This window comes from Xanthomonas prunicola (assembly GCF_025266575.1).
Taxonomy (GTDB): domain Bacteria; phylum Pseudomonadota; class Gammaproteobacteria; order Xanthomonadales; family Xanthomonadaceae; genus Xanthomonas; species Xanthomonas prunicola.
Genome location: NZ_CP096142.1, coordinates 3,815,756 through 3,841,040, shown reverse-complemented (window position 1 = coordinate 3,841,040; position 25,285 = coordinate 3,815,756). Strand labels below are relative to the sequence as shown.

Sequence of the window (25,285 nt, the reverse complement as noted above, 5' to 3'; positions counted from 1 at the left end):
CACGTCTTGCAGCATCGCTGACGTTATGGCAAGTCCACTGCCGCACACACCGCCGGACGCGCGTCCTTGATGGGTTGCACGCCACGCGCATCGAACTGCAACCCTGCATGCGTCGGTGCGAACGCCGGCCAGGCAGGCAATCCCTTGGCATTCGGATTGCCATGCTGTACGAACGCCGCCCAGTAGCGCTGCAGTGACACCGGCGGCTGGCCGATCGACAGGTTCTTGAACAGGAACGGCAACTCGGCGCTGTGCGTCACCTGCCCGCCGGGCACGGCGGTATCGAACACGTAGTGCCACACCGGCACACCCAACGCAGCCTGGCGTTGCGCCACGGTCACCGCCGGGCAACGGAAGGTCAGATCGGTGGACAACTGCATGGACGCATTGCCTTGCCGCGCGGCGCGCTGCACGATGGCGGCGCGATGCGCTTGCAGGACCGCATCGGCGTGATCGGGATAGTCGCGGCGCACGCGCTTCTCTGCCCCTTCCTCACCGCCGTAGCGCAATTCCTGTACCACATAGCCGATCAATAGCGGCACCTTGGCCTGGGCGCCGGCAGCCAGCATCTCGGCCGGTGCGCGGGGCAGCACGCGCCCATCGACCACCGCCTGCAGCCAGATGTAGCCATCGTCGTCCAGCGCCGGCACGTCAACGCCCTGCGCGGCCTTGAGCAGTTGCTCGGCCGGCAACGCGCGCAGTTGCGCCAAGCGCGTGGCCGAATCGTCGATACCTGCACGCTTGGCGATACTGACACCCAGTGCACGATTGTCTTCCAGGCTGCGTGCCGGCAACCCAAACCCGGCGGTACCGCTCTGTTCGATGGCTGCCGAAAACAGGCCGCGTGCGCGCGGACTAAGCATCAGCAGACCCACGTCCTGGCCCCCAGCCGATTGCCCTGCGATGGTCACCCGCGCAGGGTCGCCACCGAACTGCGCGATGTTGTCGTGCACCCACTGCAGGGCAGCGATTTGATCGAGCAAGGCGACATTGCCGGCGGCTTCGTTGTCGCCATCACTCAGCTCTGGCAACGACAGGAAGCCCAACGCGCCCAGCCGATATTGCAGCGTCACCACCAGCATGTCCTGCGCCACCAAGTTGGTGGGCAGATGCCCATCGGCACTGCCCGCCACATTCGCACCGCCGTGGATCCACACGAACACCGGCAGCGGCTTGGCCGGATGCAGCTTGGGCGTCTGCACTTCGACGTACAGGCAATCCTCGGTACCGCGCTTGGCCATGGCGTTGTTCCAGCCCAGCGCCGGCTGCACGCACGGCGTGGCGGCCTGGGTGGCATCGCGCACCTGCGTCCATGGCGACATCGGCTGCGGCGGGCGCCAGCGCAGCGCGCCCAACGGCGGCATGGCAAACGGGATCGCGCGGAAGACCGCACTGCCGTCATCCTGCCATTGGCCGCGCACCGCGCCATGATCGGTGCGCACCTCGGGAGGTGCGGCAGGCGTTACGGCAAACGCGCTAGCGCTGAACAGACAACTGCTCGCAAGCAGCAACGCAGAAAGAGGCAACATCAGCGTTCTCCGGTCAGGACGCGCGCGTGCCAGGCGGCCTGGAAGACCGCAGTCGCCGAGGCGACGTTGAGACTTTCCACCTTGCCGCTGCCGCGGATCGACAACTGCAGATCGCAGTCGCGCGCGAATGCGCGGTCCATGCCTTCGCTCTCCGCACCCATCACGTACACCAGGCGCTGCGGCAATGCCGCGGCGAAGACATCCTGGCCGCCGTCGACCAGCGTAGCCGCAATCGCGAAACCGGCCTGACGCAAGTGCGCCATCGCGGTTACGGTCTCGGGCAGTTGCACCAGCGGCACCGCTTCGGCGCCACCTTCGGCCACGCGTGCCGCCGCGCCGGACAGGCCCAGCGTGGAGCCGGCCGGCAACAACAGACCGGAAACACCGAAGTGCGCCGACGAGCGCAACATCGCACCGAAGTTATGTGGGTTGCCCACCCCATCCAGCCATAGCGCCAGCACCGGGCCCTGCGGCAATGCGGCCAGCCACTCCTGCAGCGGTTGCGGGGTGACGCGCAGCACCTCGGCCACCACGCCTTCATGGTGCGCACTGGCGGCGAGCCTGCTCAGATCGGCCTCTTCCACCACGCGATAGCCGATGCGCTGTGTCACGCACCAGGCCAGCAGCGCCTTGAACTGTGGAATGCGCGCCTCGCTCAGATAGAGCTTGCGCAGCGCCTCCGGGCGCGCCTTGAACACGGCCTGCACGGCGTTGATGCCGTACAGCCGCACCTCGCGCGCATTGCTGCTCGCCGCAGCGGCAGGCGGTGGCGCAGTGGCAGGGGTGTGCTGCGCCGGCGCGCGGGGCGCGGAGCTACGTGGCGCAGGCGTACGCGGCGCAGCGCGGCCCCACGGGTTGTGCGAGGCGCCGGAGCCGCCGTCGCGTGGCGGCCGTCCGCCGCGCCCATCATGTTCTGTCATCGTCGTATCCAGTCGTTCGTGTCGCTTGCAGTGCGGAGAGGCTGCTGTCCGGCCTTTCCGCCACTAAGGCTTGGTCATGCTGCAGCACCGGCTGGGCCGCTGCCGCAGGCGCAGTGCCGACGATGGTAAGCCACTGGCGCGATGGGCCGTATACGGCGGCCGGGCCGAGGCAGGTTGAACGTCTTGCCGGCCTGCGGGCGACGACGTTGAGACGATGGAACGCGAGCAGGATCAGCGCGCCTGCTGTGGCGGCTTCCCCTCCTGATTGCAATCATGCGCGTGCACTGACGGAGCGCAAGACACGCAAACGGGCATTCAAGCCGTAGCAGCAGGCGGGTTCACGCGTGCAAACACACGCAGATCGTGCAGCCCATCCGGCTTCATGAGCGCGCAGCGGCTGAGACCTTCTTCGACAAAGCCATTACGCAGCAACACTTTGGCCGATGCAGGATTGGTATCGAGCACGGTGGCCTGCACACGAAACAGCGGTAGCGTCTGCATCGCCCAGGCGACATACGTGCGCACGATGCGTGTCATCCAGCCGTGGCTCCAGTACGCACGACCGATCCAATAGCCCAATTCGGCAGAAAAGCGTCGCTCGCCCTGCCCTGGGCGCACTGCAACCGTGCCGCAGGCCTGGCCCGCGATCTCGATAGCCAGGACCGGATGCTGCAGATCAACCACGCGCCCGGCCAGGAAGGCCTCGCCGTCGGCACGCGTGTACGGATGAGGGAATCGCTCGCTCAATCCGCGCGGCACCAGCGGGTCGTTGGCATGTCGCAACAAGGCATCCAGGTCGTCCTGGCGCCAGCGGCGCAGCACGAAACCTTCTCCGTGCAGCATCAGCGATTCGTCCATTACGTGGGTCCTGGCATGCGCAGTATCGACAGCGCCGATACTGCGCATGCCGGCCGCGCGCTGCAACTCAGCGCTTGGCGGTTTGTGCCTGCTTCAGCGCAGCGCACAGGCGGATGGTTTCGCCGGTCTGGGCCAGGCCGCGGTCGGCGCCGCTGAGCTTGGCCAGGCGCGGCTTGAAGAACGCATCCAGGCGGTCGGCTTCTTCCACACTGCAGCCCCCGAACGCACCCAGCGACGGCAAGCCGCCACCGTCGAACGAGCCGCTGCGTTGCACGATGCGGTCGAAGTTGGCGGTGAACCAGGCCCACATCGAATCGTGCGAGCTCTCGTCGCTGTGCCCGCGCGTCAGCAGGCTCTTCATTTCGCCTACCTTGATCGCATCGGTCAACGCGAAATCACGCACCTGCTTCAGCAGTGCCGGATCCTGCACCGTGCCAAGTGCAGCGATCATCGCGTTGCGCTGAGCCGGGTCGGCATGCGTGCGCAGTGCATCGATCAACGCCTGCACTGCCGGTGCGCCGCGTTCCTGCACGGTCACTGCGAGCGCGGTACCCAGCAGGTCCGGGTTCGCGGCGGAGAAATTCAGCGCGCCATTGCCGCCAGCTAGCGCTGCATCGCCTTGCGCGAGCAGTGCCTTGCGTACCTCTGCGTTGTGCAGACGCAATGCGAACAATCCTGCCAGCGCTGTCCGCAGCGCAGTGTCGTCGATCGACTCGGTGTCACGCCGTGTGTACCCCAGCGCACGCAAACGCGGCAGATACGCCTGTTCGGCAGCCTTGCGCAATGGGCTGCGCTGCGCCTCGGTGGTGGCCTGGTAGCGCCAGATCCACACGAAACGATCCACCAGCGCGGTCGACACATCGGCCGATTTCGACGGTGCCAGCTGCGTGATCGCCGCAAGCACGGCCGCGTTGTCGGCATCGCCGTGACGGTACGCCGCATTGATCGCATCGGCGTAGGCGAGCTGTTCGTTATCGTCCAATTGGCCGACCTGTTTGCCCAGCGCAGCAAACTGCTTTTTGGGCAGCGAGAAGCGGTAATAGCCAGCGCCACGCGCGTTCGGGAACACCCAAGTGTTCTTGCCGGCGCCTTCCAGCACGATGCTGCCGCTGCCGTCCTCGAGTAACTGGCAGGCAGTACCGACCTGGTTCTTGCCCTTGCCATACTTCACGCACACCGGCACGCCCCATTGCTGTGCGGTGGAGCCGGTGGACCCCAGCGGCAGATAGCGCTGCTGCTGCAGTTTGACCACCGTCTTGCCGCTTTCGCGGCCAACCTCGGTCTGCAGATACGGCACGCCTGGCTGGTTGAGAAAGCTGCGGAATGCGGCCTTGAAATCGTCGCCCTTGCCTGCGGCGTCGGCGATCGCATCGACCAGATCGTCGGCGGTGGCGTTGCCGAACGTGTGCTTGGCGATATAGGTACGCATGCCCTGGCGGAACACGTCTTCGCCGACGAAGGCTTCGAACATCGCCAACACCGCTGCGCCCTTCTGGTAGGTGATGCCGTCGAACGCGGTTTCGATATCGCCATTGCCGGTGATCGGCTGGCGAATCTTGCGCGCGCTCACCAGGCTGTCGTTCTCCATCGCATGCTGCGCGCCGGCGATACGGTCCAGATTGGCGTTGTATTCCGGATGCAGCTGCATGGTGATCTTCTGCTGCATCCAGGTCGCGAATGCTTCGTTGAGCCACAGATCGTCCCACCACGCCATGGTGACGGTGTCGCCGGTCCACTGGTGCGCCAATTCGTGCGCGTTGGTGTTGAAAGAACGCTGCAGGTTCTCGGCCGGCGAATCTTTATCCAGCAACAGCAGCCAATCGCGGAAGGTCACAAACCCCGGATTTTCCATCGCGCCGGCGCTGAAGTCCGGTGCGGCGACCAGATCGAGCTTGTCGAACGGGTAACCGAAGGCGTAGTAGTCCTCCAGCGCGGCGATGATGGCCGGGGTCTGATCCAGTGCTGGCGTGATGCGCGGGCCCTGACCCTTGGCGGCAATGCCGCGCAACGGCGTGGCGTTGGAGCGCTGCGGTGTCGCTGGCATCGGCGCCACATCCACCACATCCCACGGTCCGGCGGCATAAGCCACCAAGTAGGTCGGCAACGGCACCGTCGGGGCGAAGGTCACCGTCTTCCAGCCCTTGCCGGCCGGCTTGGTCGAGGTCGCGATCGTATTGGCTAGCGCCTGGTCGTCGCTGGGCACGGTCAGGCTGATGTCGAACGGCGTCTTGAACGCCGGCTCGTCGAAGCCCGGGAACGCGTAACGCGCACTGATCGGCTCCATCTGCGTCATCGCATATGCCTTGCCCTGGTATTTCACCTGGTACAGGCCCTGCAGTTGTTGGTTGAGCGGCGCGCTGTAAGTGATGTCCACGGTAAGCGTCTGCGGCGTGAGCGTGCGGCCGAAATCCAGCCGCGCCACGCCGGTTTGCGCATCGGCTTCCACGTAGCGTGCAGTCAGCGCCTTGCCCTTGCCGGGCTTGACCGTGACCTTGCTGACCTGCAATTCCTTGCCATGCAGCCAAAGATGGTCGGACGCCTGCTTGAGCTGCACGCGGATGGTGGTGCGGCCACTGAATTGGGTTTGCTCCGGGTCGATCTTGAGCGCGAGGCTGTAGCGCTGCGGCACCGCCCAGGTCGGCAGACGCCCATTGGGAACCGGCTCACCGGACGACTGCGCCAGCGCATTGCCGCAGCACAACGCGAGCAGGGAAGGAACAAGCAGGCAGGCAAGACGACGCATTGGCATTTCCGGTCGAAGTAACCGCCGAAGTCGATCACAGCCGGGCATGGCTGTCATGTGACCTTAGTCATTGCGTGGTCTGTCGGGTGCAAAATACATCAGCGAAAAACCGGCAGCGACAGAAGCGCAGGATCTCAAGATTTGAAGCCGGACCATTCAGATGGCATCCCACTTTTTTTGATGTGCAAAGCGCGCGGCATCGGTGAGAATGTTGCGATATGCGCCACCTGGTTGCTGGAATCACTGCCGAAATCACCTGCAGCATCGCGCATCCTCCAGTGCATGTTGTAGGCACCGGCAGCCAGCAGCGCGCGGAGAGTGAAGGCGAAATCCACGCTTGCCCTGGCGGTACATCGGCCGGCAGGCCCACCTCGGCTGGCGACCAACCCCGGGCATCGCCGACCAGCGCGACGCGAATGCCCTGGCCCTGACGCCAGGTCACATTGCCGGTTCAGGCTTCTGAGGTTCAGGTAGCTTCTGAGCAGGCTGCGGTTGCTGATTCCGGCTCTGGCTCAACTGGAATTGAAGCCGCAAACGGACAGGTGTTTGCTTTATGCCATCAGAGGCGCGCCAGTTCCTTGGAGCATTCGTAACGCTGATTGTGCAGGACAGGTTCTGAGGGTCACCGATGCTGTGCTCGCGGCACAACTCTAGCTCGGGTGTATCTACCTCGGCCTGCCTGAGCAGGGCGATGACCCTGCTGTCGGTAAAGCTAGATTTTTTCATGGAACATCCTCAGGTCATCACGAGAAAATTCCACTTCTGACACCTACTACTTGGCAGGGGGATTACCGTACCGACGCCCCCAATTTTGCGTAGCACCCCAGTTGGGAGTCCAATTCTCTACCCCGAGAAGATTGGACACGAAGAAGCGTTTTACCGAAGAGCAGATCATCAGTTTCCTGCGCGACGCCGAGGCGGACATAGCGATCAAGGACTTATACCGGAGGCATGATCGCGACGGCTTATGCACAGCGTCTGGCAAACACCGATACCTTCGCAAACTTCGACCCCATGGGGGCAGCCAGAAGAGGCTAGCTCACGTCACGCAGTAGGGCATGGAGCAGCTACGCAGGAGAGCTACATCATGACTCGAGCACTGCAGGTTATTTTGACTTTAGATCAGCGGGCCTTCTAAACCTGAGTTATTTTTATTCTTAGCAAACCTGGCGCAGCTATCCAAAGCGACGCGATCCGCTGTGTTTAGGGCCCAATCGGCTGGAAAAAAGTGCATACATCTTGAGTCGGGCGCTCTCTAACCTATGACGGGCCCTGAGGGGAGTGGACGAGGGCACTACAAGCCCCGACACCGCTCACGCATGCCCTCCCACCGAAGGCGTTTGCGCTTCCAGGGTTTCCAGCTGGCGTGCCAGCGCTTCGGGCGACTTGGTAAACGGCGCGATCAGGCTGTAGAACGCCGGCACCACGTACAGCGACAACAACGTGGACAGCGACACGCCGAAGATCACCACCACGCCGATGGTGGCGCGGCTGGCCGAGCCAGGCCCGCCGGCCACCACCAGCGGAATCGCGCCGACCACCGTGGCAATCGAGGTCATCAGGATCGGGCGCAAACGCACCGAGGCCGATTCCACGATGGCCGCATGCACGCTGCGGCCTTCGTCGCGTAACTGGTTGGCGAATTCCACGATCAGGATGCCGTTCTTGGCTGCCAGACCCACCAGCATCACGATGCCGATCTGACTGAACAGGTTGAGCGTACCGCCGGTCAACCACAACCCCACCAGCGCGCCCAACACCGCCAACGGCACCGTGAGCATGATCACCAACGGGTGCGCGAAGCTTTCGAACTGCGCGGCCAGCACCAGATACACCACCAGCAGCGCCATGCCGAAGGTCAGCAACACCGCACTGCCGGATTGCTGGTACTCGCGCGATTCGCCCTTCCAGTCCACCTGCGCATATTCGGGGAGTTCTTCCTGCGCCGCCTGCTGCGCCCAGGCGATGGCATCGCCAAGCGGATAGCCCGGCGCCAGTCCGGCCGTGATCGTAATTGCGCGCAGGCGATTGAAGCGGTTCAAGGTGCCGGCTTCGGCCACTTCGCTCAAGGTCACCAAATTGGAGAGCGGGATCAGTTCGCCACGGTTGGAACGCACGCGAATGGCGGTGAGGTCTTCCGGCGACATGCGGCCTTCGCGCCCGGCCTGCAGCATTACGTCGTATTCCTCGCCGTTGTCGACGAAGGTGGTGACGCGACGCGAGCCCATCAATGCTTCCAGCGCGCCGCCAATGGCGGTGACCGGCACGCCGAGATCGGCCGCGCGCAAGCGGTCGATATTGACGCGCATCTGCGGCCGGGTTTCCTTGTAATCCGAGTCGGGCCCGACCAGGCCGGGGTTGGCTTCCATGCGCTGGAGGATGCGATCGCGCCACTGCGCGATTTCCGCATAATCCGGCCCGCCCAGCACCAGCTGGAACGGTTGCCCACGGCTACGCACCAGCCCGCCGCTCACCTGCGTGCGTGCGCGCACGCCGCTGAGCACGTTGAGTTTCTGCTGCACCTCATCGGCCACTTCGGTGGTGGGGCGGCTGCGTTTTTGCCAGTCCTGCAAGAACACGCTGACGCGACCGGTATGCATTTCCTCGCTGCTGCCAAAGCCACCGGGCACGCGCGGGTTGGCACGCACGATAGGTTTGTCCGGGCCCACGTAGGGGCGCAGGATGTCTTCCACCTGATGCATCTGCCCCACGGTGTAATCGAAGCCGGCACCTTCCGGGCCATCGATCATGATCTGGAAATTGCCGCGGTCTTCGGCCGGCGCCAGCTCGGAGGGAATACGGCCCATCAGCCAGGCGCTGGCGCCCAAGGCCAGCAGCATGAGCAACGCGAAGATCCAGGTGCGGTGCACGTGACGCTCCAGCGAGCGCCCGTATGCACCGGACACCGCCTGCATACGCCTATCGAACCATTGGTGAAAGCGGTTGGGTCTGGCCTGCCCGTGCGAGCGCAGCAGCTTGGACGACATCATCGGCGTCAGCGTCAGCGCCACGAAGGCCGAGATTGCCACCGCTGCGGCCAGTGCCACCACCAACTCGCGGAACAGCCGCCCGGTATTGCCTTCCAGAAAACCAACCGGCAGAAACACCGCAACCAGCACCGCAGTCGTCGCAATCACCGCAAACGCCACCTGCCCGGTACCACGCTTGGCGGCCACCAGCGGCGGCTCGCCCAGATCGATGCGGCGCTGGATGTTTTCCACCACCACAATGGCGTCGTCCACCACCAAACCGATACATAGCACCAACGCCAGCAAGGTGAGCAGGTTGATCGAGAAATCGAACGCGTACAGCGCGATGAAAGAGGCGATCAGGCACACCGGCACCGTCACGGCGGGGATCAATGCGGCGCGTGCGCTGCCCAGAAACACCCAGATCACCACCAGTACCAGCACCACCGCTTCCACCAGCGTGTGATACACGCGCTCCACCGCTGCATCGATGAAAGTGGTGGTGTCGAAGGCGACGAAGATATTGGTGCCCTGCGGCAGCGACTTCTGCACTTCTGCGGCTTGCGCGCGTGCTTCGCGCGCCACGTCCAGCGCGTTGGCGGTGGAGTTACGCACGATGCCCAGGCCCACATTGGGCACGCCGTTACTCTGGAAATACGCGCGCCGCTCGGCCGAGGTCAGCTCGACCCTGGCCACATCGCCCAGCCGCACCACATAACCACCCTCGCCCTTGTTCAACGGCAGCTTGGCGAAGTCTTCGGGCTTGAGATAACTGCGTTCCACGCGCAGGGTGAAATCGCGCTGCGCCGATTCGATGCTGCCGGCGGGCAGCTCCACGTTTTCGTTCTGCAGCGCCGCTTCCACATCGGCGACCGTGAGTTCGCGTGCAGCCAGTTGATCACGGTCCAGCCAGATCCGCATCGCATAGCGCTGGCGTCCGCCGATACGTACCTGCGCCACGCCGTCCAGGCTGGAAAAACGATCCACCACGTAGCGCTCGGCGTAGTCGGACAGCTGCAGCGTGTCCATCGTGCTGGAGCTCATGTTGAGCCACAGGATGGGGTCGGCATCGGCTTCGACCTTGGAAATCTCCGGCGGACGCGCCTGGTCGGGCATGCGGTCGGACACGCGGCTGACCGCGTCACGCACGTCGTTGGCGGCTGCTTCCATATCGCGCGACTGCACAAACTCGATACTGATATCGGAGGAACCATTGCGGCTGCGCGCTTCGATGGTGGAGATACCCTCGATGCCGGCCAATGCGTCTTCCAGTACCTGGGTGATGCGGCTTTCCACAACGGCTGCCGAGGCGCCGGTGTATTCCACATCCACCGACACGATGGGCGGATCGATCGCCGGCAACTCGCGCAGGGTGAGGCGGGTGAACGACATCACCCCCAGCACGATCAGCAACAGACTCATCACCACCGCCATCACCGGGCGGGTGATCGACAGGTCGGAGAGTTTCATCGTGCTGCCGCCTGCGGGCGAGCCGACGCGGGCGGGGCCTGATCCACGATCTTCAAGCCCACACGCAGCTTGCCCGTGCCATCCACCACGATACGCTCGCCGGCTTTGACGCCTTCAAGAATTTCCACCTTGCCATCGCGCCGCTCGCCCAGGCGCACATCGGCGCGCTCGACGGTGCTGTCGGGCTTGACCCGGAAGACAAACGATTCGCGACCCACCTGCACCACCGCAATTTCCGGGATCACCACCGCCTGCCGCGCCGGCTGGAACAGCCGCACATCCAGCAGCATGCCCGGACGCAGCCGGCGATCGTCGTTGGGGAAATCCGCGCGCACCGTCACCGAGCGCGTGGTCTCGTCGATCCGCGAATCGATGGTCGCCACTTCACCCTCGAACTGCGCGCCCGGATATGCCGCCGCGCTACCGCTCACGGCATTACCGAGTTGCACTAGGCCGAACTGCGATTCCGGCACCTGGAAATCCACGTACATGCGCGCCACATCGTCCAGCGTGGCGATCACGGTGCTGGAGGTGATCAACGAGCCGGGGCTGATCTGGCGGATGCCGAGCACGCCCGCGAACGGCGCGCGCACCTCGCGGTCGGTGATTTCCGCGCGCATCTGCTGCACGCGCGCCTGCGCGGCATCGCGCAAAGCGCGCTGCGTATCCACGGTGGATTTGGCCACCAGCTGCTGGCCAACCAGACTCAACTGGCGGCGATACAGCTGGTCGGTTTCTTCAAAGGTGGCCTGTGCGGCCGTCAATGCCGCCTGCTGCGAATTGCCGCGCAGACGCAACAGCAATTGCCCGGACTTGACCTCGTCGCCGCTGTCGAAATACACCTGCTCCACCACATCGCTGACCGCGGCGGTGAGCGCCACCGATTCGCGCGCACGCACCGTGGCGATCGACTGCACCGTCGAGTTCCAGGGTTGGGTGGCCACCGCCTGCACAGAGACCGGAATGGGTTTGGCAGCGGCTGGCGTGCTGGCCTGACGGCTACAACCGGCCAGGACAGCGGCCAACAAGAGCGCGGCGCAGACGCGCGCGCTGGGCAGAACAAGCATCAGAACATCCTGGCGGGGTACGTCGAAAGTTTACCGACCTAGCCGCCATGAATTGACAGAAAGGGCGCGCTTTGCACCATGACCAAAGACCCTTGCTGTCCTTGGCATGATGCGCTGGTCAGCGCGACCATGACCTTGCTGCACCTGCGCCACACGGGCGCAGCCGGTACGCAGCGGCTGCATGTATGGGTTCATACTTCGCCGTTCTGCACACTGACCACGCGCGCCTGACGACCGCCTGCCCTGTCGTGTCAGCCGCTCCTAGCGTTCCAGCCCCAGATACTTCAGCACATGGCGCGCCAGCGCCTCTACATTCTCACCATCGGCGTGAAGATGGATCTCCGGCGTTTCAGGCGCCTCGTACGGCGAGTCGATCCCGGTGAAATTGGGAATCTGCCCGGCACGCGCCTTGCGGTACAGCCCCTTGACGTCGCGCGCCTCGGCAACCGCCAGCGGCACGTCCACAAACACTTCGACGAACTCGCCCTGGTCGAAACGCTCGCGCGCCAGTTGCCGCTCGGCACGGAACGGCGAGATGAAGCTCACCAGCACGATCAGGCCGGCATCGGCCATCAAGCGAGCCACTTCCGCCACGCGGCGGATGTTTTCAACGCGATCTTCGTCGGTGAAGCCCAGATCGCGGTTGAGGCCGTGGCGCACGTTGTCGCCGTCCAGGATGAAGGTGTGATAGCCCAGGGCGTGCAGCCGTTTGTCGACCAGATTGGCGACAGTGGACTTGCCTGCACCCGACAGGCCGGTAAACCACAACACGCGCGGCGTCTGGCCCTTGATGCGGGCACGTGCGCTGCGATCCACATCCAGATGCTGCCAGTGCACGTTGCCGGCGCGGCGCAAAGCGAATTCCAGCGTTCCGGCGGCCACCGTGGCATTGCTCTGTCGGTCGATCAGGATGAAACCGCCGAGCACGCGGTTGCGCGCATACGGCGAGAACGCGATGGGCTCGTCCAGGGCCAGATTGCAGTAGCCCACTTCGTTGAGCTCCAGCCGTTTGGCGGCCAGCCGCTCCTGCGTGTTCACATCGACCTTGTGCTTGATCTCGCTGATGCTGACGGTGACCGTACGGGTGCCGATCTTGAGCCAGTAGGGGCGCCCGGGCAGCAGCGCGGCATCGTCCATCCACAGCAGATGCGCAGCGAACTGGTCGGCCACTGCGGGCGGGTCGTCGATGGCGGCAATGATGTCGCCACGGCTGATATCGATCTCATCGCGCAAGGTCAGCGTCACCGCCTGTCCAGCGCGTGCGCTGTCCACCTCGCCATTGGCATCGAGCACGCTTGCTACCTGCGTGCGGCGCCCGGATGGCACCGCCACTACCGCATCGCCCACACGCACTCGGCCGGCGGCAATCGTGCCTGCATAGCCACGGAACTGCGCGTTGGGACGGTTGACCCACTGCACCGGCAGACGCAGGCCGCTCCCGGCCTCCGGCGGTTCGAGCTGCACGGTGTTCAGGTGCTGCAGAAGATGCGGGCCGCTGTACCACGGCATGCGCGTCGACGCGGCGGACAGATTTTCGCCCTCCAATGCCGATAACGGAATGCATTGCACATCGGCGATGCCTAACTGCGCGGCAAGTGTTTTGTAGGCTTCTGCAATCGCGGTGAATACCTGCGCGTCGTAGCCCACCAGATCCATCTTGTTGACCGCCAGCACCACGTGGCCGATGCCCAGCAGGGACACGATATAGCTGTGCCGGCGCGTCTGCGCGAGCAAGCCCTTGCGCGCATCCACCAGCACCACCGCCACATCGGCAGTGGACGCGCCGGTGGCCATATTGCGCGTGTATTGCTCGTGGCCCGGGCAATCGGCCACGATGAACTTGCGTTGGTCGGTATCGAAATAGCGGTACGCCACATCGATGGTGATGCCCTGCTCGCGTTCGGCCGCCAGCCCATCCATCAGCAACGCGTAATCGATGCCCTCGCCCTGCGTGCCATGCCGGCGGCTATCGCTTTCCAGCGCCGCCAGCTGATCGTCGAACAAGCGCTTGCTGTCGTACAACAACCGCCCGATCAGCGTGCTCTTGCCATCGTCCACGCTGCCGCAGGTGATGAAGCGCAGCAGCGGCTTGGCTTCGTGTTGCCGGAGGTAGGCGTCGATGGTGCTGGGCATCGGGAGCGGGGAATCGGGAATCGCAGCGGCGGCCTGCTCCCTCTTCGTGTTCGCGGTGACGTGCTGTTCCGATTCCCCATTCCCGATTCCCGAATCACTGCCCATCAAAAATACCCCTCAAGCTTTTTCTGTTCCATCGATGCGCCCGGCGCATGATCGATCATGCGGCCCTGCCGCTCGGAACTGGTGCTGACCAGCATTTCGGCGATGACCGCTTCCAGGGTGTCGGCGGTGGAGTCGATCGCGCCGGTCAGCGGGTAACAGCCCAACGTGCGGAAGCGCACCGAGCGCAGCTGCGGGGTTTCGCCCGGCTGCAGCGGCAGGCGCTCGTCGTCGACCATGATCCAGGCGCCATCGCGCTCCACTACCGGGCGTGGAGCGGCGAAATACAGCGGCACCACCGGAATCTTTTCGCGGTAGATGTATAGCCAGATATCCAGCTCGGTCCAGTTGGAGAGCGGGAACACGCGCACGCTTTCGCCGGGCTTGGTGCGCGCGTTATAGAGGTTCCACAGCTCTGGGCGCTGGTTCTTCGGGTCCCAGCGATGGCGCGCGTTGCGGAACGAAAACACCCGCTCCTTGGCGCGCGATTTTTCTTCGTCGCGCCGTGCCCCGCCGATCGCCGCATCGAAGGCACCGTGTTCCAGCGCCTGCTTCAGGCCCTGGGTCTTCATGATGTCGGTATGCACCACAGCGCCGTGGCTGATCGGGCCGATGTCCTGCGCGATGCCATCGGGATTGATGTGCACGCGCAGATCCACGCCGGTCTCGGCCGCGCGGCGGTCGCGGAAGGCGATCATCTGGCGGAACTTCCAGCGCGTGTCCACGTGCAGCAGCGGGATCGGCGGCCGCGACGGCGCAAATGCCTTGAGCAACAGGTGCAGCAGCACCGAGCTGTCCTTGCCCACCGAATACAGCATCACAGGGGCCCGGAACTCGGCGGCGACCTCGCGCAGGATGTGGATGCTTTCGGCTTCGAGCCGGTCGAGATGGGACAACGGCGGTAGGGTCATCGAGATGTCGGGTGCATCGGCGGGCAGACCAGCCGATGGTAGGGCAAGGCGCTGCAGTGTGTGCCGCCCTGATGACTGCACGAAATAAGCGGCCGGCATAACGCGATAACGGCTGCTCCTTTCTGGTGGCCGCAACGCTTCCCTAACATCGTCTCTCTCATCAAAGCCCCGGATTCGAATGACCGCCGCCAGTTCCGCGCTACCGCCCAGCCCCTTGCCCGACGAGCGCAAGGCGCTGCTGGACCGGTTGGTCGACGGCCTGGACACCGCAGCGCTGTGGTGGCTGTCCGGCTACGCCGCCGGGTTGGCACAGGGCCAGCCGCCGCGCTCGCTGGCAGTGTTGCCCGGCGGACAAGCACAAGTACACGCAATCGCCCAGGACGCCCAGCGCCTGACCGTGGTCTATGGCAGCCAGACCGGCAATGCCCGCCGCGAGGCCGAGCACTTGGCCGCCGAGGCCGAGTCCGCCGGCCTGAGCGTGCGCCTGCTGCGCGCCGACGCCTACCCCACCCGTGAGCTGGCCAGCGAGCGGCTGTTGTATGTGGTGATCAGCACCCAGGGCGAAGGCGACCCGCCGGACGATGCCATCGGCCTGGTCGAATTCCTGACCAGCCGTCGCGCGCCCAAGCTGCCCGAGCTCAAGTACGCAGTGCTGGGCCTGGGCGATTCCAGTTACGCCGACTTCTGCGGCATCGCGCGGCGTATCGACGAGCGTCTGGCCGAACTCGGCGGCAGCCGCGTGCAGCCGCGTGGCGAGGCCGATCTGGACATCGACAGCATCGCCGCGCCGTGGCGCGCGCAAGCGCTCAAACATGCCCGCGAGCAGATCAAAAGCAGCCTGCACTCGGCCACAGTCACACCGCTGCGCAGCAACCCGGCCACGCCGGTGTGGTCGCATCAGCAGCCGTTCGCTGCGGAGTTGCTATCCACTCAGATCATCAGCGGTCGCGACTTCAAGGGGCCGGGCTTTCGTGTCTATGCCGTGCCCGACAAGCGCGTGCGGCATCTGGAATTTTCGCTGCAAGGCAGCGGCCTGAGCTACGAGCCGGGCGACGCGCTGGGCATCCGCCATCGCAATCCGCCCGCGTTGGTGGATGCGGTGCTGCAGACATTGCAGCTGGACGGCGATGCTGCCGTCACCGTCGGCGAGGAGACGCTGGCGTTGACTGCATGGCTCGCCACCCAGCGCGAACTGACCAAGCTGTCGCGGCCGTTTCTCACCGCCCACGCCGAGCGCGCAGGTGCACAGGAACTGCAAGCGCTGCTTGCCCCCACCCAGACTGCCGGCCTGGCGTCGCTGTTAGCCGATCATCAAGTGATCGACGTGCTGCGCCGCTGGCCGGCGGATTGGGACCACGCCGGCCTGCTTGCGGCGCTGCGCCCGCTCACCCCGCGGCTGTACTCCATTGCCTCCAGCCGCAAGCGCGTCGGCGATGAAGTACATCTGACCGTGGACGAAGTCACCTATCAGGCGCACGGGCATGCGCACCTGGGGTCGGCCAGCGGTTTTCTGGCAGCGCTTGCCGAAGGCGACACCGCCCCGGTCTATATCGAACCGAACGAGCGCTTTCGCGTGCCGGCCGATTCCGATCGCGACATCCTGATGATCGGCCCGGGCACCGGCGTGGCACCGTTCCGCGGCTTCGTGCAGGAGCGCGCGGAAACCGGCGCCACCGGCCGCAACTGGCTCTTCTTCGGCGCCCAGCATTTCAATACCGATTTCCTGTACCAGGCCGAGTGGCAGCTGGCCCTGCAACGCGGCGAGTTGCATGCGCTGGAAGTGGCGTTCTCGCGCGATCAGGCCGAAAAGCTCTACGTGCAACACCGCCTACGCGCACGCGGCGCCGAAGTCTATGCCTGGCTGCAAGGCGGCGCGCATGTGTATGTGTGCGGCGCCACCGGCATGGGCAAGGATGTGCACGCCGCGCTGCTCGACATCGTTGCCACCCACGGCGTCCTGGAAGCGGAGGCAGCCAGCGCGTACCTCACGCAACTGCAGGTGGAGGGGCGGTATGCGCGGGATGTCTATTAGTGCCGGGAATCGGGAATGGGGAATCGGGAATTGGTACAGCCCTCACCTGACCTTTCCAGGCAGACCAAGCCGCTTTTCACGATTCCCTATTTCCCACTCCCGATTCCCATGAGCCACTCCGTCGAAGACATCAAATCCGAAAGCCGCCGCCTGCGTGGGTCGCTGGAACAGAGTCTGGCCGATGCGCTGACCGGCGCATTGCGTGAGGACGATCAGACGCTGATCAAGTACCACGGCAGCTACCAGCAGGACGATCGCGATATTCGCGATGAACGTCGGCGGCAGAAGCTGGAGCCGGCGTATCAGTTCATGATCCGCACGCGCACGCCGGGTGGTGTGATTACGCCCACACAGTGGCTGGCGCTGGATGGCATCGCCACGCGGTACGCCAATCATTCGCTGCGCATCACCACGCGCCAGGCGTTCCAGTTCCATGGCGTGATCAAGCGCGAGCTCAAGGCGACCATGCAGGCGATCAACGCCACCTTGATCGATACGCTGGCGGCTTGCGGCGATGTCAATCGCAACGTGCAGGTCGCCGCCAATCCGCTGCTGTCGCAGGCGCATGCCACGCTGTATGCCGATGCCGCGCGGGTGTCCGAGCATCTATTGCCCAACACACGTGCCTATTACGAGATCTGGCTGGACGAAGAGCGCGTGTCCGGCTCCGGCAACGAAGAAGAGCCGATCTACGGCGACCGTTATCTGCCGCGCAAGTTCAAGATCGGTTTCGCCGCGCCGCCGCTCAACGATGTAGACGTGTTCGCCAACGACCTGGGCTTCATCGCGATCCTGCGCGATGGGCAGTTGCTGGGCTACAACGTCAGCATCGGCGGCGGCATGGGCGCCTCGCACGGCGATGCCGAGACCTGGCCGCGCGTGGCCAACGTCATCGGTTTTGTCACCCGCGATCAGTTGCTCGATATCGCCACTGCCGTGGTCACCACCCAGCGCGACTTCGGCAACCGTGCAGTGCGCAAGCGCGCGCGTTTCAAGTACACCATCGACGATCATGGTCTGGACACCATCGTGGCCGAGATCGCACGCCGTGCAGGCTTCGCACTGCAGCCGGCGCAGCCATTTGCATTCGAACACAACGGCGACCGCTATGGCTGGGTCGAAGGCGAAGATGGGTTATGGCACCTGACCCTGTCGCTGCCGGCCGGCCGCATTGCCGATACCGAAACGGCAGCGCATCTGAGTGGACTGCGTGCGATCGCGCAGTTGAACGTCGGCCAGTTCCGCATGACGCCCAACCAGAACCTGGTGATCGCCGGCGTGTTGGCCAGCGAGCGCGCACACGTTGACGCGCTGGTTGCGCAATACGGCTTGGATGCCGGCAACCAGGCCGCCACCGCCCTGGCGCGCGGCGCGATGGCCTGCGTGGCATTACCCACCTGCGGCCTGGCGATGGCCGAGGCCGAACGCTACCTGCCCGATTTCACCGCCGCGTTACAGCCGTTGCTGCAGCAACACGGCCTGGCCGAAACGCCAATCGTGCTGCGTTTATCCGGCTGCCCGAATGGCTGCTCGCGCCCGTATCTGGCCGAGATCGCGCTAGTGGGCAAGGCGCCCGGGCGCTACAACCTGATGCTGGGTGGCGACCGCCGCGGCCAGCGGCTCAACACGCTATACCGCGAAAACATCACCGAGCCAGAAATCCTGGCCGCACTGGAACCGCTGCTGGCGCGCTATGCCGCCGAACGCGACCACGTCAATGATGAAGGCTTCGGCGATTTCCTGCACCGCGCTGACTTGATCGCATTGCCGCCCTACCCCACGCACCGTCGCCTCGACCTGGAATTGCTCGCATGACCGCGCTCCCTGCTGCATCGATCACCTCTTCCGCGTTTGACGATCTGGACGCGCTCAATGCGCAGCTGGAAGGCCTGCGTGCCGACCAACGCGTGGCCTGGGCGCTGCAGCATGGCCCGCAGGAAGCGGCGCTGTCGTCCAGCTTCGGCGCGCAATCGGCCGTCACGCTGCATCTGCTCAGCCAGCAGCGCCCGGACATTCCGGTGATCCTGGTCGACACCGGCTACCTGTTCCCGGAAACCTATCGCTTTGCCGATGCCTTGACCGAGCGACTCAAGCTCAACCTCAAGGTGTATCGCCCGCTGGTCAGCCGCGCCTGGATGGAAGCGCGCCACGGCCGCTTGTGGGAACAAGGCATGGTCGGCATCGATCAATACAACAACCTGCGCAAGGTCGAACCGATGCGCCGCGCACTGGACGAACTCAACATAGGCACCTGGTTCACCGGCCTGCGTCGCAGCCAATCCAGCGGCCGCGCGCAGACGCCCATCGTGCAAAAGCGCGGCGAGCGCTACAAAATCAGCCCCATCGCCGACTGGAACGATCGCGACGTGTGGCAGTACCTGCAAGCACACGATCTGCCGTATCACCCGCTTTGGGAACAAGGCTATGTTTCCATCGGTGATTTCCATACCACGCGGCGCTGGGAACCCGGCATGCGTGAAGAAGACACGCGCTTCTTCGGCCTGAAGCGCGAGTGCGGTATCCACGAGGATATCTAGCTACAGCAGCCCATTGCGATGTGCGCTGTATTGCGTGCGCACTTACCAGCATGTGCGGCGCTTGCTTGGGCATGCAGCATCCAATAACGATGGCAACGTGCTGCGATCAGCGCCTCAGCACAGGCGTGCGCCCATCACCCTGCTGCGGCATGCGCTTGCGCATGCTGGATCCAGTAACGATCGACTCCCCACATCAGCACTAACGACAGACCGACCAGCGGGAAGACCAGCCCGCACAGCGCCAGCAGCACCATCAAGCCACGTAGCGTGCGCGGATCGGCCGGCAACGGCGGCACGCCCAGCCCTGCGCTGGGGCGGCGCTTCCACCACATCACCGCCGCACTGACGCACAACAGCACGATCGCCACGCAGGCGAACAACAGGATAAACTGGTTGGCAGTGCCGTACTGCTGCCCCAGGTGCACGTTGATGCCCCACTCCAGCAGCTTGGCCAGCGGCCCATAGTCGCGGTAGCGCATGTCCAGCAGCACCGCACCGCTGTATTGATCCAAATGGATCACGCGCTGCCGCTGCAGATCGGCCGGATACACCGACGCGGTATAGACCCCAGTCGTCCCCCGCGGTGGTGCCACGCTATACCCAGGCAGGATGCCACGTGCATCGAAGCGCGCAATCGCCGCATCCAGGCCGATCGCTCCACGCCCCGGCCCAGCGAAGCCGCCAGCATCGCCATGGGCAGCATGCGCGCGCTCTGCCGAGTACGCGTATTGGGCTGACTGCTCTGAACGGGCTACGTGCGCTGAGTGCCCCAACTGAGCTAGGTTCTCTGCGGGTTCTGCATGCGCTGCGTGTCCCGTGAGCACTGTGTGCTCGGAGTGCTCGTTGCCTACCTGCAGTCCACTGGCGTGCTTGCCATGCAACCGCTCATCCAACCCGCCAGCCCCTCGTGTAGGCACCACAGACTCCGGCAAGCGCGCTTGCCGCAACGACCACGCCGGCGCACCACTGTCGGCCAACCGCTGTTGCGACATCGGCTGCTGCACGCGCAGCCCGGCGGGATAGCCAAAATCATGCCCATTGGCCCAGCGATTGACCTGCGCCCCCCAGAGCCATGACCACGGCATGCCGGTCAGCGCCAGGAAGAGCAGGATCGCGCCAACCCCGGCACCAGTCACCGCATGCAGGTCGCGCCAGAACAGCCGCTGCGTCGGCTTGCCACGCACACCGACCACACCGCCACGTCGCCCGCGCGGCCACCACAGATACATACCAGTGAGCACCAGCACGATCGCCCATCCGCCCGCCATTTCAATCAGGCCACGCGCATATGGCCCGACCAACGCAAGGCTGTGCAGCCGGCGGATCGTCCAGCTCAGCGTGCCGTGCTCCGGCAAGGCGCCCAACACACGTGCACGGTATGGATCGACATAGACCACCTGCCGCACGCCGTGTGCATCCACCAATCCCACCTCAGCACTGGCATCGGCACGTTTGGGCGTGGTGTAGACAAACAAGCTGCCGCCGTAGCGCTCTCGTGCAGCGGCAACCAACTGCTGTGCGGGTATGCGCGTATCGCCTACCGGCACCACCTTCAACGCATGGTGCACGCTGCGATCGATTGCGTCCTGATACAAAAACGCAGCCCCGGTCACCGCCAGCCAGATGATGAAAGGCAGCACCAGCAATCCGGCATAGAAATGCCAGCGCCACACCGCGCGATAGAAGCGCCAACGACTCCCTTGGCGCGCCTGGTCTACGCCACTGTGGTCAGTCATTGCCTGCATCAGAAACTCCAATCCCACGACAGCGACAACGCACGTCCGTCGCCAGGCGAGTAGCCGGAGGTGCCGCTGTCGTACCAGGCGTACACGTACGCACGATCGGTGACATTGCGCAGCTGCAAGCTGAGTGCGTTGCGCGCATCCACGTTCCAGCGCGCGCCCAGATTGAGCAAGGCATAGCCACCGGTGCGGCCCAGCGTGTTGGTGCGCTCCAGGTAATAATTGCCTTGCGCGTTGCTCCACGCGCTCAACTGCACAGCCGAACTGGCCTGCCACTCCAGCCCGGCGGTCGCCAGCCAGTGCGGCACGTTTTCGATCTCCTTGCCGCGCGTGGCCGGTGCGCTCGGATCGGGCGTAGCGATCGTGGCCTCCTGCCGCGAATACGACACCCATGCACGCCAATGCTCAGCCGGCTGCAGGTTGAGCTGCGCATCCCAGCCGCGCCGTAGCGTGCGGCCGACATTGGCCACATCGCCAATACCCACCACGCCATTCACGCCAAAAATGGTCGCCACCTCACCGGATGCGCGTTGCTCCCAATACGCCAGGCGCCCATCCACCAGGGTCGACGGTGCGAACTTGAAGCCGGTCTCCCAGCCGTCATTGATCGATGGCCCCAGATTGCCCAGTTGGCGACGGTAGGCACCATCGCCGCTGCCGATCTGGAAGGTCCGTCCCCAGTTCGCATACACGCTGCTCTGCTCGCCCACGCGGTAGCTCGCACTGAACTTGGGTTGCTTGATGGTGCCGTAGTCATAGGTTGGCGCAACGATGCCGGCCAGCACATCGTGCAACTGCCCATCGACGCGATCGATGCGATACCCCGGCACCAGCTGCAAGCGCGCAAACGGCGTCAGCACCGCCTGCACATACGCGCCACGTGTGCGCAGGTCGTAATCCCAATCGCGCAACTGCGCGCCGCGAACGCGGGCCACGGTGCGATACCGCTGCGACTGATTTTCCTGCCACTGCGCATCCACCCCGGCTTCGAGATTGGCATTCAGTGCACCCCAGTCCGGCTGCCAGTTGCTCCGCAGCAGCAGCCCGCGATGGGTTTCGTCGGTATCACGTTCCTGTTGCAGGCCGGCCGCAGAAAACCGCACCCAGCGCTGATTGCGGTAGTCGTTCTGGTAGGCCTTGGCGCTCCATTGCGCCCGCTCACCGAGCTCACCGTCCGCATGCAACGCAGTCTGACGCAGACGACGCTCGCTTCGGTCGTTCTGCGCATAGTCCGGCGAGCGACGCGGCGCCGCACGCTCGGTGGCGGCGTCCAGATAGCCAGCTTCCAATGCATGGTTGTCGTAATACCGCGTGGTGAGCCCGGCGCGGAATGCACCGTCCGGGTCGGTGTAAAACCATTTGCCCGCCACGCTGCGTTTACGCGCATCGGCATGATCGCGATAGCCATCCGAGTCGCGCCAGGCCAGCACATAGTTCTGGCTCCACGCGCCCTGCTCGAACCCTTTGCTGAGTTGCACCTCGCGCGCATCGAAGCTGCCGGCCGTCACGCTCAAACGGCCATCGTTGCCGCCGGTACGGGTCAGCACGTCGACACTGCCGGCAATGGCGTTCAAGCCATAACGCGCGTCGTTGGTGCCGCGCACGATCTCGATCACGCTGATGTCCTGCGGAAACACCGCATCCAGGTACGGCATGGCGCCCGCATTGTCGTTGCTGGGAATGCCGTCGATCAGCAGTTTCACCGCATTGATGCGCCCTTCGCCATTGAAGCCCCGGAACGAAAACCGCCCTGCATCGGTGCCCATGCGGAACTGGGTGACCTGCACCCCGGGCGCGTGCATCAGCAGCTCCCAGCTGTAGTCCACATGTTGATCGTGCAGCAGCTCGCCGCCGATCACATCCACCGAGCTCAACACGCGCGCCGTACTCGGACTGCGCTGCGCGTGTTCGCTCACCTGCACCTTGCCCAGCGTCAGTGCCGCGTCCTGTGCCTGCACATTGCATGCAGGCCCCCACATCAGCGCCAACGACGGCGCATACCACATCGTCTTCAACAACCGTAGACGCATGACCAACCCTTCGCCGTGGCAGCACGGCCGCACAGCCGTGCGCCACCACCACCGTGGCGCGCATCGGCATCACTCGAATGAGAAGCGAGTCGTCCGCGAGGCCCTGCAGCGACGCCGACACCTCAGGCGCGTACCAGGCACAACTGCATGGACGCCCGCACAGGGGCAACCTACGCGGGCGACGGTGGTCCACGTGCGCCGAGCGCGGCCCATCGAAAGACCGAGCCTGCGCTTGCCTGGGTGTGCGCTGGAGCCCGCATTGGCTGCAGCTGCAGCAGGCACAGCAATGCCACAATGAGCAATGGCAGCAACCGTGCAGCCAAAACGCAGTAGTCGCAGGCCTCGCCATGTGTCGCTGCGTCGTGGCTGCCTGAGTGCTGCATCGCCAGTGCGGCGCCGGGGTGCGCAGGCGCAGCAATGCCTGGCGGCTGGGGTCGATGATCGGCATGCAGCGAGCTCTCTGCCGACACGGCCGGGGCGCTCATGCACATCGGCTCGGTCGACTGCGTCTGGCTCCAGCGGCTGATCAGCGGAGCGACCAGCATCAGCACCACCGCCACACAGGCAAGCAAAGGCAATAACCGATGGCGACGGAACGAACACAGCATGCCGCGAAGTGTAAGCCGCCAATTGACCCAGTGCGATGGGCGTGGCCAATGCGCGACCGGATGTCGCACCCGGCCAGGTCCGCTGCATCTGACGACCTCGCCTGAGCATGCGCGGGCAGCCAGCGCGCCCGCATCCGACGTGGACCTCGCCGCAGCCGAGCTGCCCCCATCACTCGGCCCTCACCTGCTAGCAGTCTCCAGGCCAGCAGTCGCATTTCCCCCCATCTTCGTGACCGTAGACACATGCGGGGCCTTGGCATGCCCTATGCTTAGGGCCTACCACCCTTTATCTGCGCGCATGAGTACCGTCCTGTCCGATCTCGCGGCCGAACCGCTTCCTTGCGCACCCAAGCCTCCCAGCGAAGCGCTGCGTCTCCAGGCGCTGCGCAGCTACGCCATTCTCGACACCCCGCGCGAAGCGGCGTTTGAAGACATTACCCGGCTCGCCTCGATCATCTGCCAGACGCCGATCGCGCTGATCAGCCTGGTCGATGCCGACCGCCAGTGGTTCAAGAGCGAACTCGGGATGGGCGAGCGCGAGACTCCGCTGTTCAAATCGATGTGCGCGCACGCGTTGCTCGACAGTGACGTGCTGGTGGTCCCCGACACGCGCGAAGACATCCGCTTCTCACGCAACCCGCTGGTCACCGGCGAAGCGCCGCTGCACTTCTATGCGGGCGCCTTATTGAAGACGCCTGACGGTCTGCCGCTGGGAACGGTCTGCGTCCTCGACCGGAAACCGCGTCAGCTCACCGATGAACAGGTGGAAGCCCTGCGCGCACTGGCACGCCAAACCATGGCGCACCTGGAATTGCGCCGGGCCTTGGCGGTCGCCGAAGAATCCGATCGGTATCGCAGCCGCCTGATGGCCATCGCCGGTCATGACTTAAAGACTCCGCTGCGGACTGCCGCCTATGCCATCGACAAGATGCGCCGGCATGCCAACGTCGATTCCATCCCCACCCTGGTGACCGCGCGCGATGCGATCAGCCTGGTCGGCCGTAGCCTGGACGAATTGGCCACGCTGGCGGCCTCGAGCAAGGCTGCCATGCCGGACCTGCAATCGCTGCAGCTGGAAGACGTGCTGCACTCGGTGCTGGGCGTGTGGCGGCAGCCAGCCATCGACAAGTGCCTGGCGCTGCGCCATGTGCCCACCTCGCTACGCGTGCGCAGCCACCCCACCTTGCTGACCACCTTGATCGGCAACCTGGTCGGCAATGCCATCAAGTACACCGAACGCGGTCGCGTGCTGGTCGGCACCCGCCGTCGCCCAGGGTTTGCGGTGGTGGAAATCATCGACAGCGGCATCGGCTTGAATCTGGAGCAACCCGAGCAGGTGTTCCAGGCGTTCCGCCAGGCCGACCCGCACAGCGAGGGCCTGGGCATCGGGCTATGGATCGTGCATCGCACTGCCGAGACGCTGGGATGCGAAGTGGACGTGCGCCCACGCCCGCAAGGAGGCACCTGTTTTTCGGTGTGTATTCCCTTGGCTTGAAAGTCTGTGGCTCACAGTCGGCAATCTGCGGCTATAGCCTGGGGTGGCAACGTTCAGGGCGTCGGTCTGCAGCCGGACCCAAACGAGGCTGCCAGTGCAATTCCCGCCGAGCGGACGTTGCAGCAGCGCACACCACATA

17 protein-coding genes and 1 pseudogene are annotated in these 25,285 nt (G+C 64.7%); 5 read left to right on the top strand and 13 right to left on the bottom strand.

All coding sequences use genetic code 11. The annotated features are described in order from the left end of the window. Positions 1 to 23: 23 nt before the first annotated feature. From M0D43_RS16475 to M0D43_RS16450, 6 genes are all read right to left on the bottom strand, one after another. Positions 24 to 1,529: a carboxylesterase/lipase family protein gene (locus tag M0D43_RS16475; protein WP_252162250.1), complete on the bottom strand. Its 1,506-nt coding sequence runs from the start codon at positions 1,527 to 1,529 to the stop codon at positions 24 to 26. Further along, positions 1,529 to 2,449 (bottom strand): TrmH family RNA methyltransferase, encoded by a 921-nt coding sequence (locus tag M0D43_RS16470; protein WP_252162249.1) that lies wholly within the window; start codon positions 2,447 to 2,449, stop codon positions 1,529 to 1,531. Before M0D43_RS16470 ends, M0D43_RS16475 begins: the two co-directional genes overlap by 1 nt. 315 nt (positions 2,450 to 2,764) lie before the next feature. After that, on the bottom strand, positions 2,765 to 3,307 hold the full coding sequence (locus tag M0D43_RS16465; protein ID WP_252162248.1) for a GNAT family N-acetyltransferase: 543 nt from the start codon (positions 3,305 to 3,307) through the stop codon (positions 2,765 to 2,767). Between the two features lie 67 nt (positions 3,308 to 3,374). Continuing rightward, positions 3,375 to 6,050, bottom strand: a complete 2,676-nt coding sequence (locus M0D43_RS16460) for a M1 family metallopeptidase (protein WP_252162247.1) — start codon at positions 6,048 to 6,050, stop codon at positions 3,375 to 3,377. 134 nt (positions 6,051 to 6,184) lie between these two features. Continuing rightward, positions 6,185 to 6,385, bottom strand: a complete 201-nt coding sequence (locus M0D43_RS16455) for a hypothetical protein (RefSeq protein ID WP_252162246.1) — start codon at positions 6,383 to 6,385, stop codon at positions 6,185 to 6,187. Between the two features lie 103 nt (positions 6,386 to 6,488). Next, positions 6,489 to 6,776 carry a hypothetical protein gene (locus M0D43_RS16450; protein ID WP_252165171.1) on the bottom strand — a complete coding sequence of 96 codons (288 nt, stop codon included), beginning with the start codon at positions 6,774 to 6,776 and terminating at the stop codon, positions 6,489 to 6,491. Positions 6,777 to 6,907: 131 nt separating this feature from the next. Here M0D43_RS16450 and M0D43_RS22210 point away from each other — a divergent pair. Beyond that, positions 6,908 to 7,003 (top strand): annotated as a pseudogene (locus tag M0D43_RS22210) (transposase); the annotation flags it as partial. Between the two features lie 360 nt (positions 7,004 to 7,363). Here M0D43_RS22210 and M0D43_RS16445 read toward each other — a convergent pair. From M0D43_RS16445 to cysD, 4 genes are all read right to left on the bottom strand, one after another. Then, positions 7,364 to 10,489: an efflux RND transporter permease subunit gene (locus tag M0D43_RS16445; protein ID WP_252162245.1), complete on the bottom strand. Its 3,126-nt coding sequence runs from the start codon at positions 10,487 to 10,489 to the stop codon at positions 7,364 to 7,366. Next, complete coding sequence (locus M0D43_RS16440) at positions 10,486 to 11,556, bottom strand: efflux RND transporter periplasmic adaptor subunit (RefSeq protein WP_252162244.1); 1,071 nt, start codon at positions 11,554 to 11,556, stop codon at positions 10,486 to 10,488. The genes M0D43_RS16445 and M0D43_RS16440 overlap by 4 nt, the downstream gene beginning before the upstream one ends. A gap of 261 nt (positions 11,557 to 11,817) precedes the next feature. Beyond that, positions 11,818 to 13,794, bottom strand: a complete 1,977-nt coding sequence (gene cysN, locus M0D43_RS16435) for a sulfate adenylyltransferase subunit CysN (protein WP_252162243.1) — start codon at positions 13,792 to 13,794, stop codon at positions 11,818 to 11,820. After that, complete coding sequence (gene cysD, locus M0D43_RS16430) at positions 13,794 to 14,702, bottom strand: sulfate adenylyltransferase subunit CysD (RefSeq protein WP_252162242.1); 909 nt, start codon at positions 14,700 to 14,702, stop codon at positions 13,794 to 13,796. Before cysD ends, cysN begins: the two co-directional genes overlap by 1 nt. Before the next feature lie 178 nt (positions 14,703 to 14,880). Here cysD and M0D43_RS16425 point away from each other — a divergent pair, with 178 nt between their 5' ends. From M0D43_RS16425 to M0D43_RS16415, 3 genes are all read left to right on the top strand, one after another. Next, positions 14,881 to 16,734: an assimilatory sulfite reductase (NADPH) flavoprotein subunit gene (locus M0D43_RS16425; RefSeq protein ID WP_252162241.1), complete on the top strand. Its 1,854-nt coding sequence runs from the start codon at positions 14,881 to 14,883 to the stop codon at positions 16,732 to 16,734. Positions 16,735 to 16,842: 108 nt separating this feature from the next. After that, positions 16,843 to 18,549: an assimilatory sulfite reductase (NADPH) hemoprotein subunit gene (cysI, locus tag M0D43_RS16420; protein WP_252162240.1), complete on the top strand. Its 1,707-nt coding sequence runs from the start codon at positions 16,843 to 16,845 to the stop codon at positions 18,547 to 18,549. Further along, the gene (locus M0D43_RS16415; protein ID WP_252162239.1) at positions 18,546 to 19,271 is read left to right on the top strand and encodes a phosphoadenylyl-sulfate reductase; all 726 of its coding nucleotides are present in this window, start codon (positions 18,546 to 18,548) and stop codon (positions 19,269 to 19,271) included. The genes cysI and M0D43_RS16415 overlap by 4 nt, the downstream gene beginning before the upstream one ends. A gap of 134 nt (positions 19,272 to 19,405) precedes the next feature. On the opposite strand, the gene M0D43_RS16410 is transcribed toward M0D43_RS16415, so the two are convergent. From M0D43_RS16410 to M0D43_RS16400, 3 genes are all read right to left on the bottom strand, one after another. Next, positions 19,406 to 21,016 carry a PepSY-associated TM helix domain-containing protein gene (locus M0D43_RS16410; protein ID WP_252162238.1) on the bottom strand — a complete coding sequence of 537 codons (1,611 nt, stop codon included), beginning with the start codon at positions 21,014 to 21,016 and terminating at the stop codon, positions 19,406 to 19,408. Further along, on the bottom strand, positions 21,016 to 23,019 hold the full coding sequence (locus M0D43_RS16405) for a TonB-dependent receptor (protein ID WP_252165095.1): 2,004 nt from the start codon (positions 23,017 to 23,019) through the stop codon (positions 21,016 to 21,018). The genes M0D43_RS16410 and M0D43_RS16405 overlap by 1 nt, the downstream gene beginning before the upstream one ends. 194 nt (positions 23,020 to 23,213) lie before the next feature. Beyond that, a complete protein-coding gene (locus tag M0D43_RS16400; RefSeq protein ID WP_252162237.1) occupies positions 23,214 to 23,651 on the bottom strand; it encodes a DUF2946 family protein in 438 nt (145 codons plus the stop codon). Positions 23,652 to 23,949: 298 nt separating this feature from the next. Between M0D43_RS16400 and M0D43_RS16395 the strand changes: the two genes are divergently transcribed. Further along, positions 23,950 to 25,146: a sensor histidine kinase gene (locus tag M0D43_RS16395; protein WP_252162236.1), complete on the top strand. Its 1,197-nt coding sequence runs from the start codon at positions 23,950 to 23,952 to the stop codon at positions 25,144 to 25,146. The last annotated feature ends 139 nt before the right edge of the window (positions 25,147 to 25,285 follow it).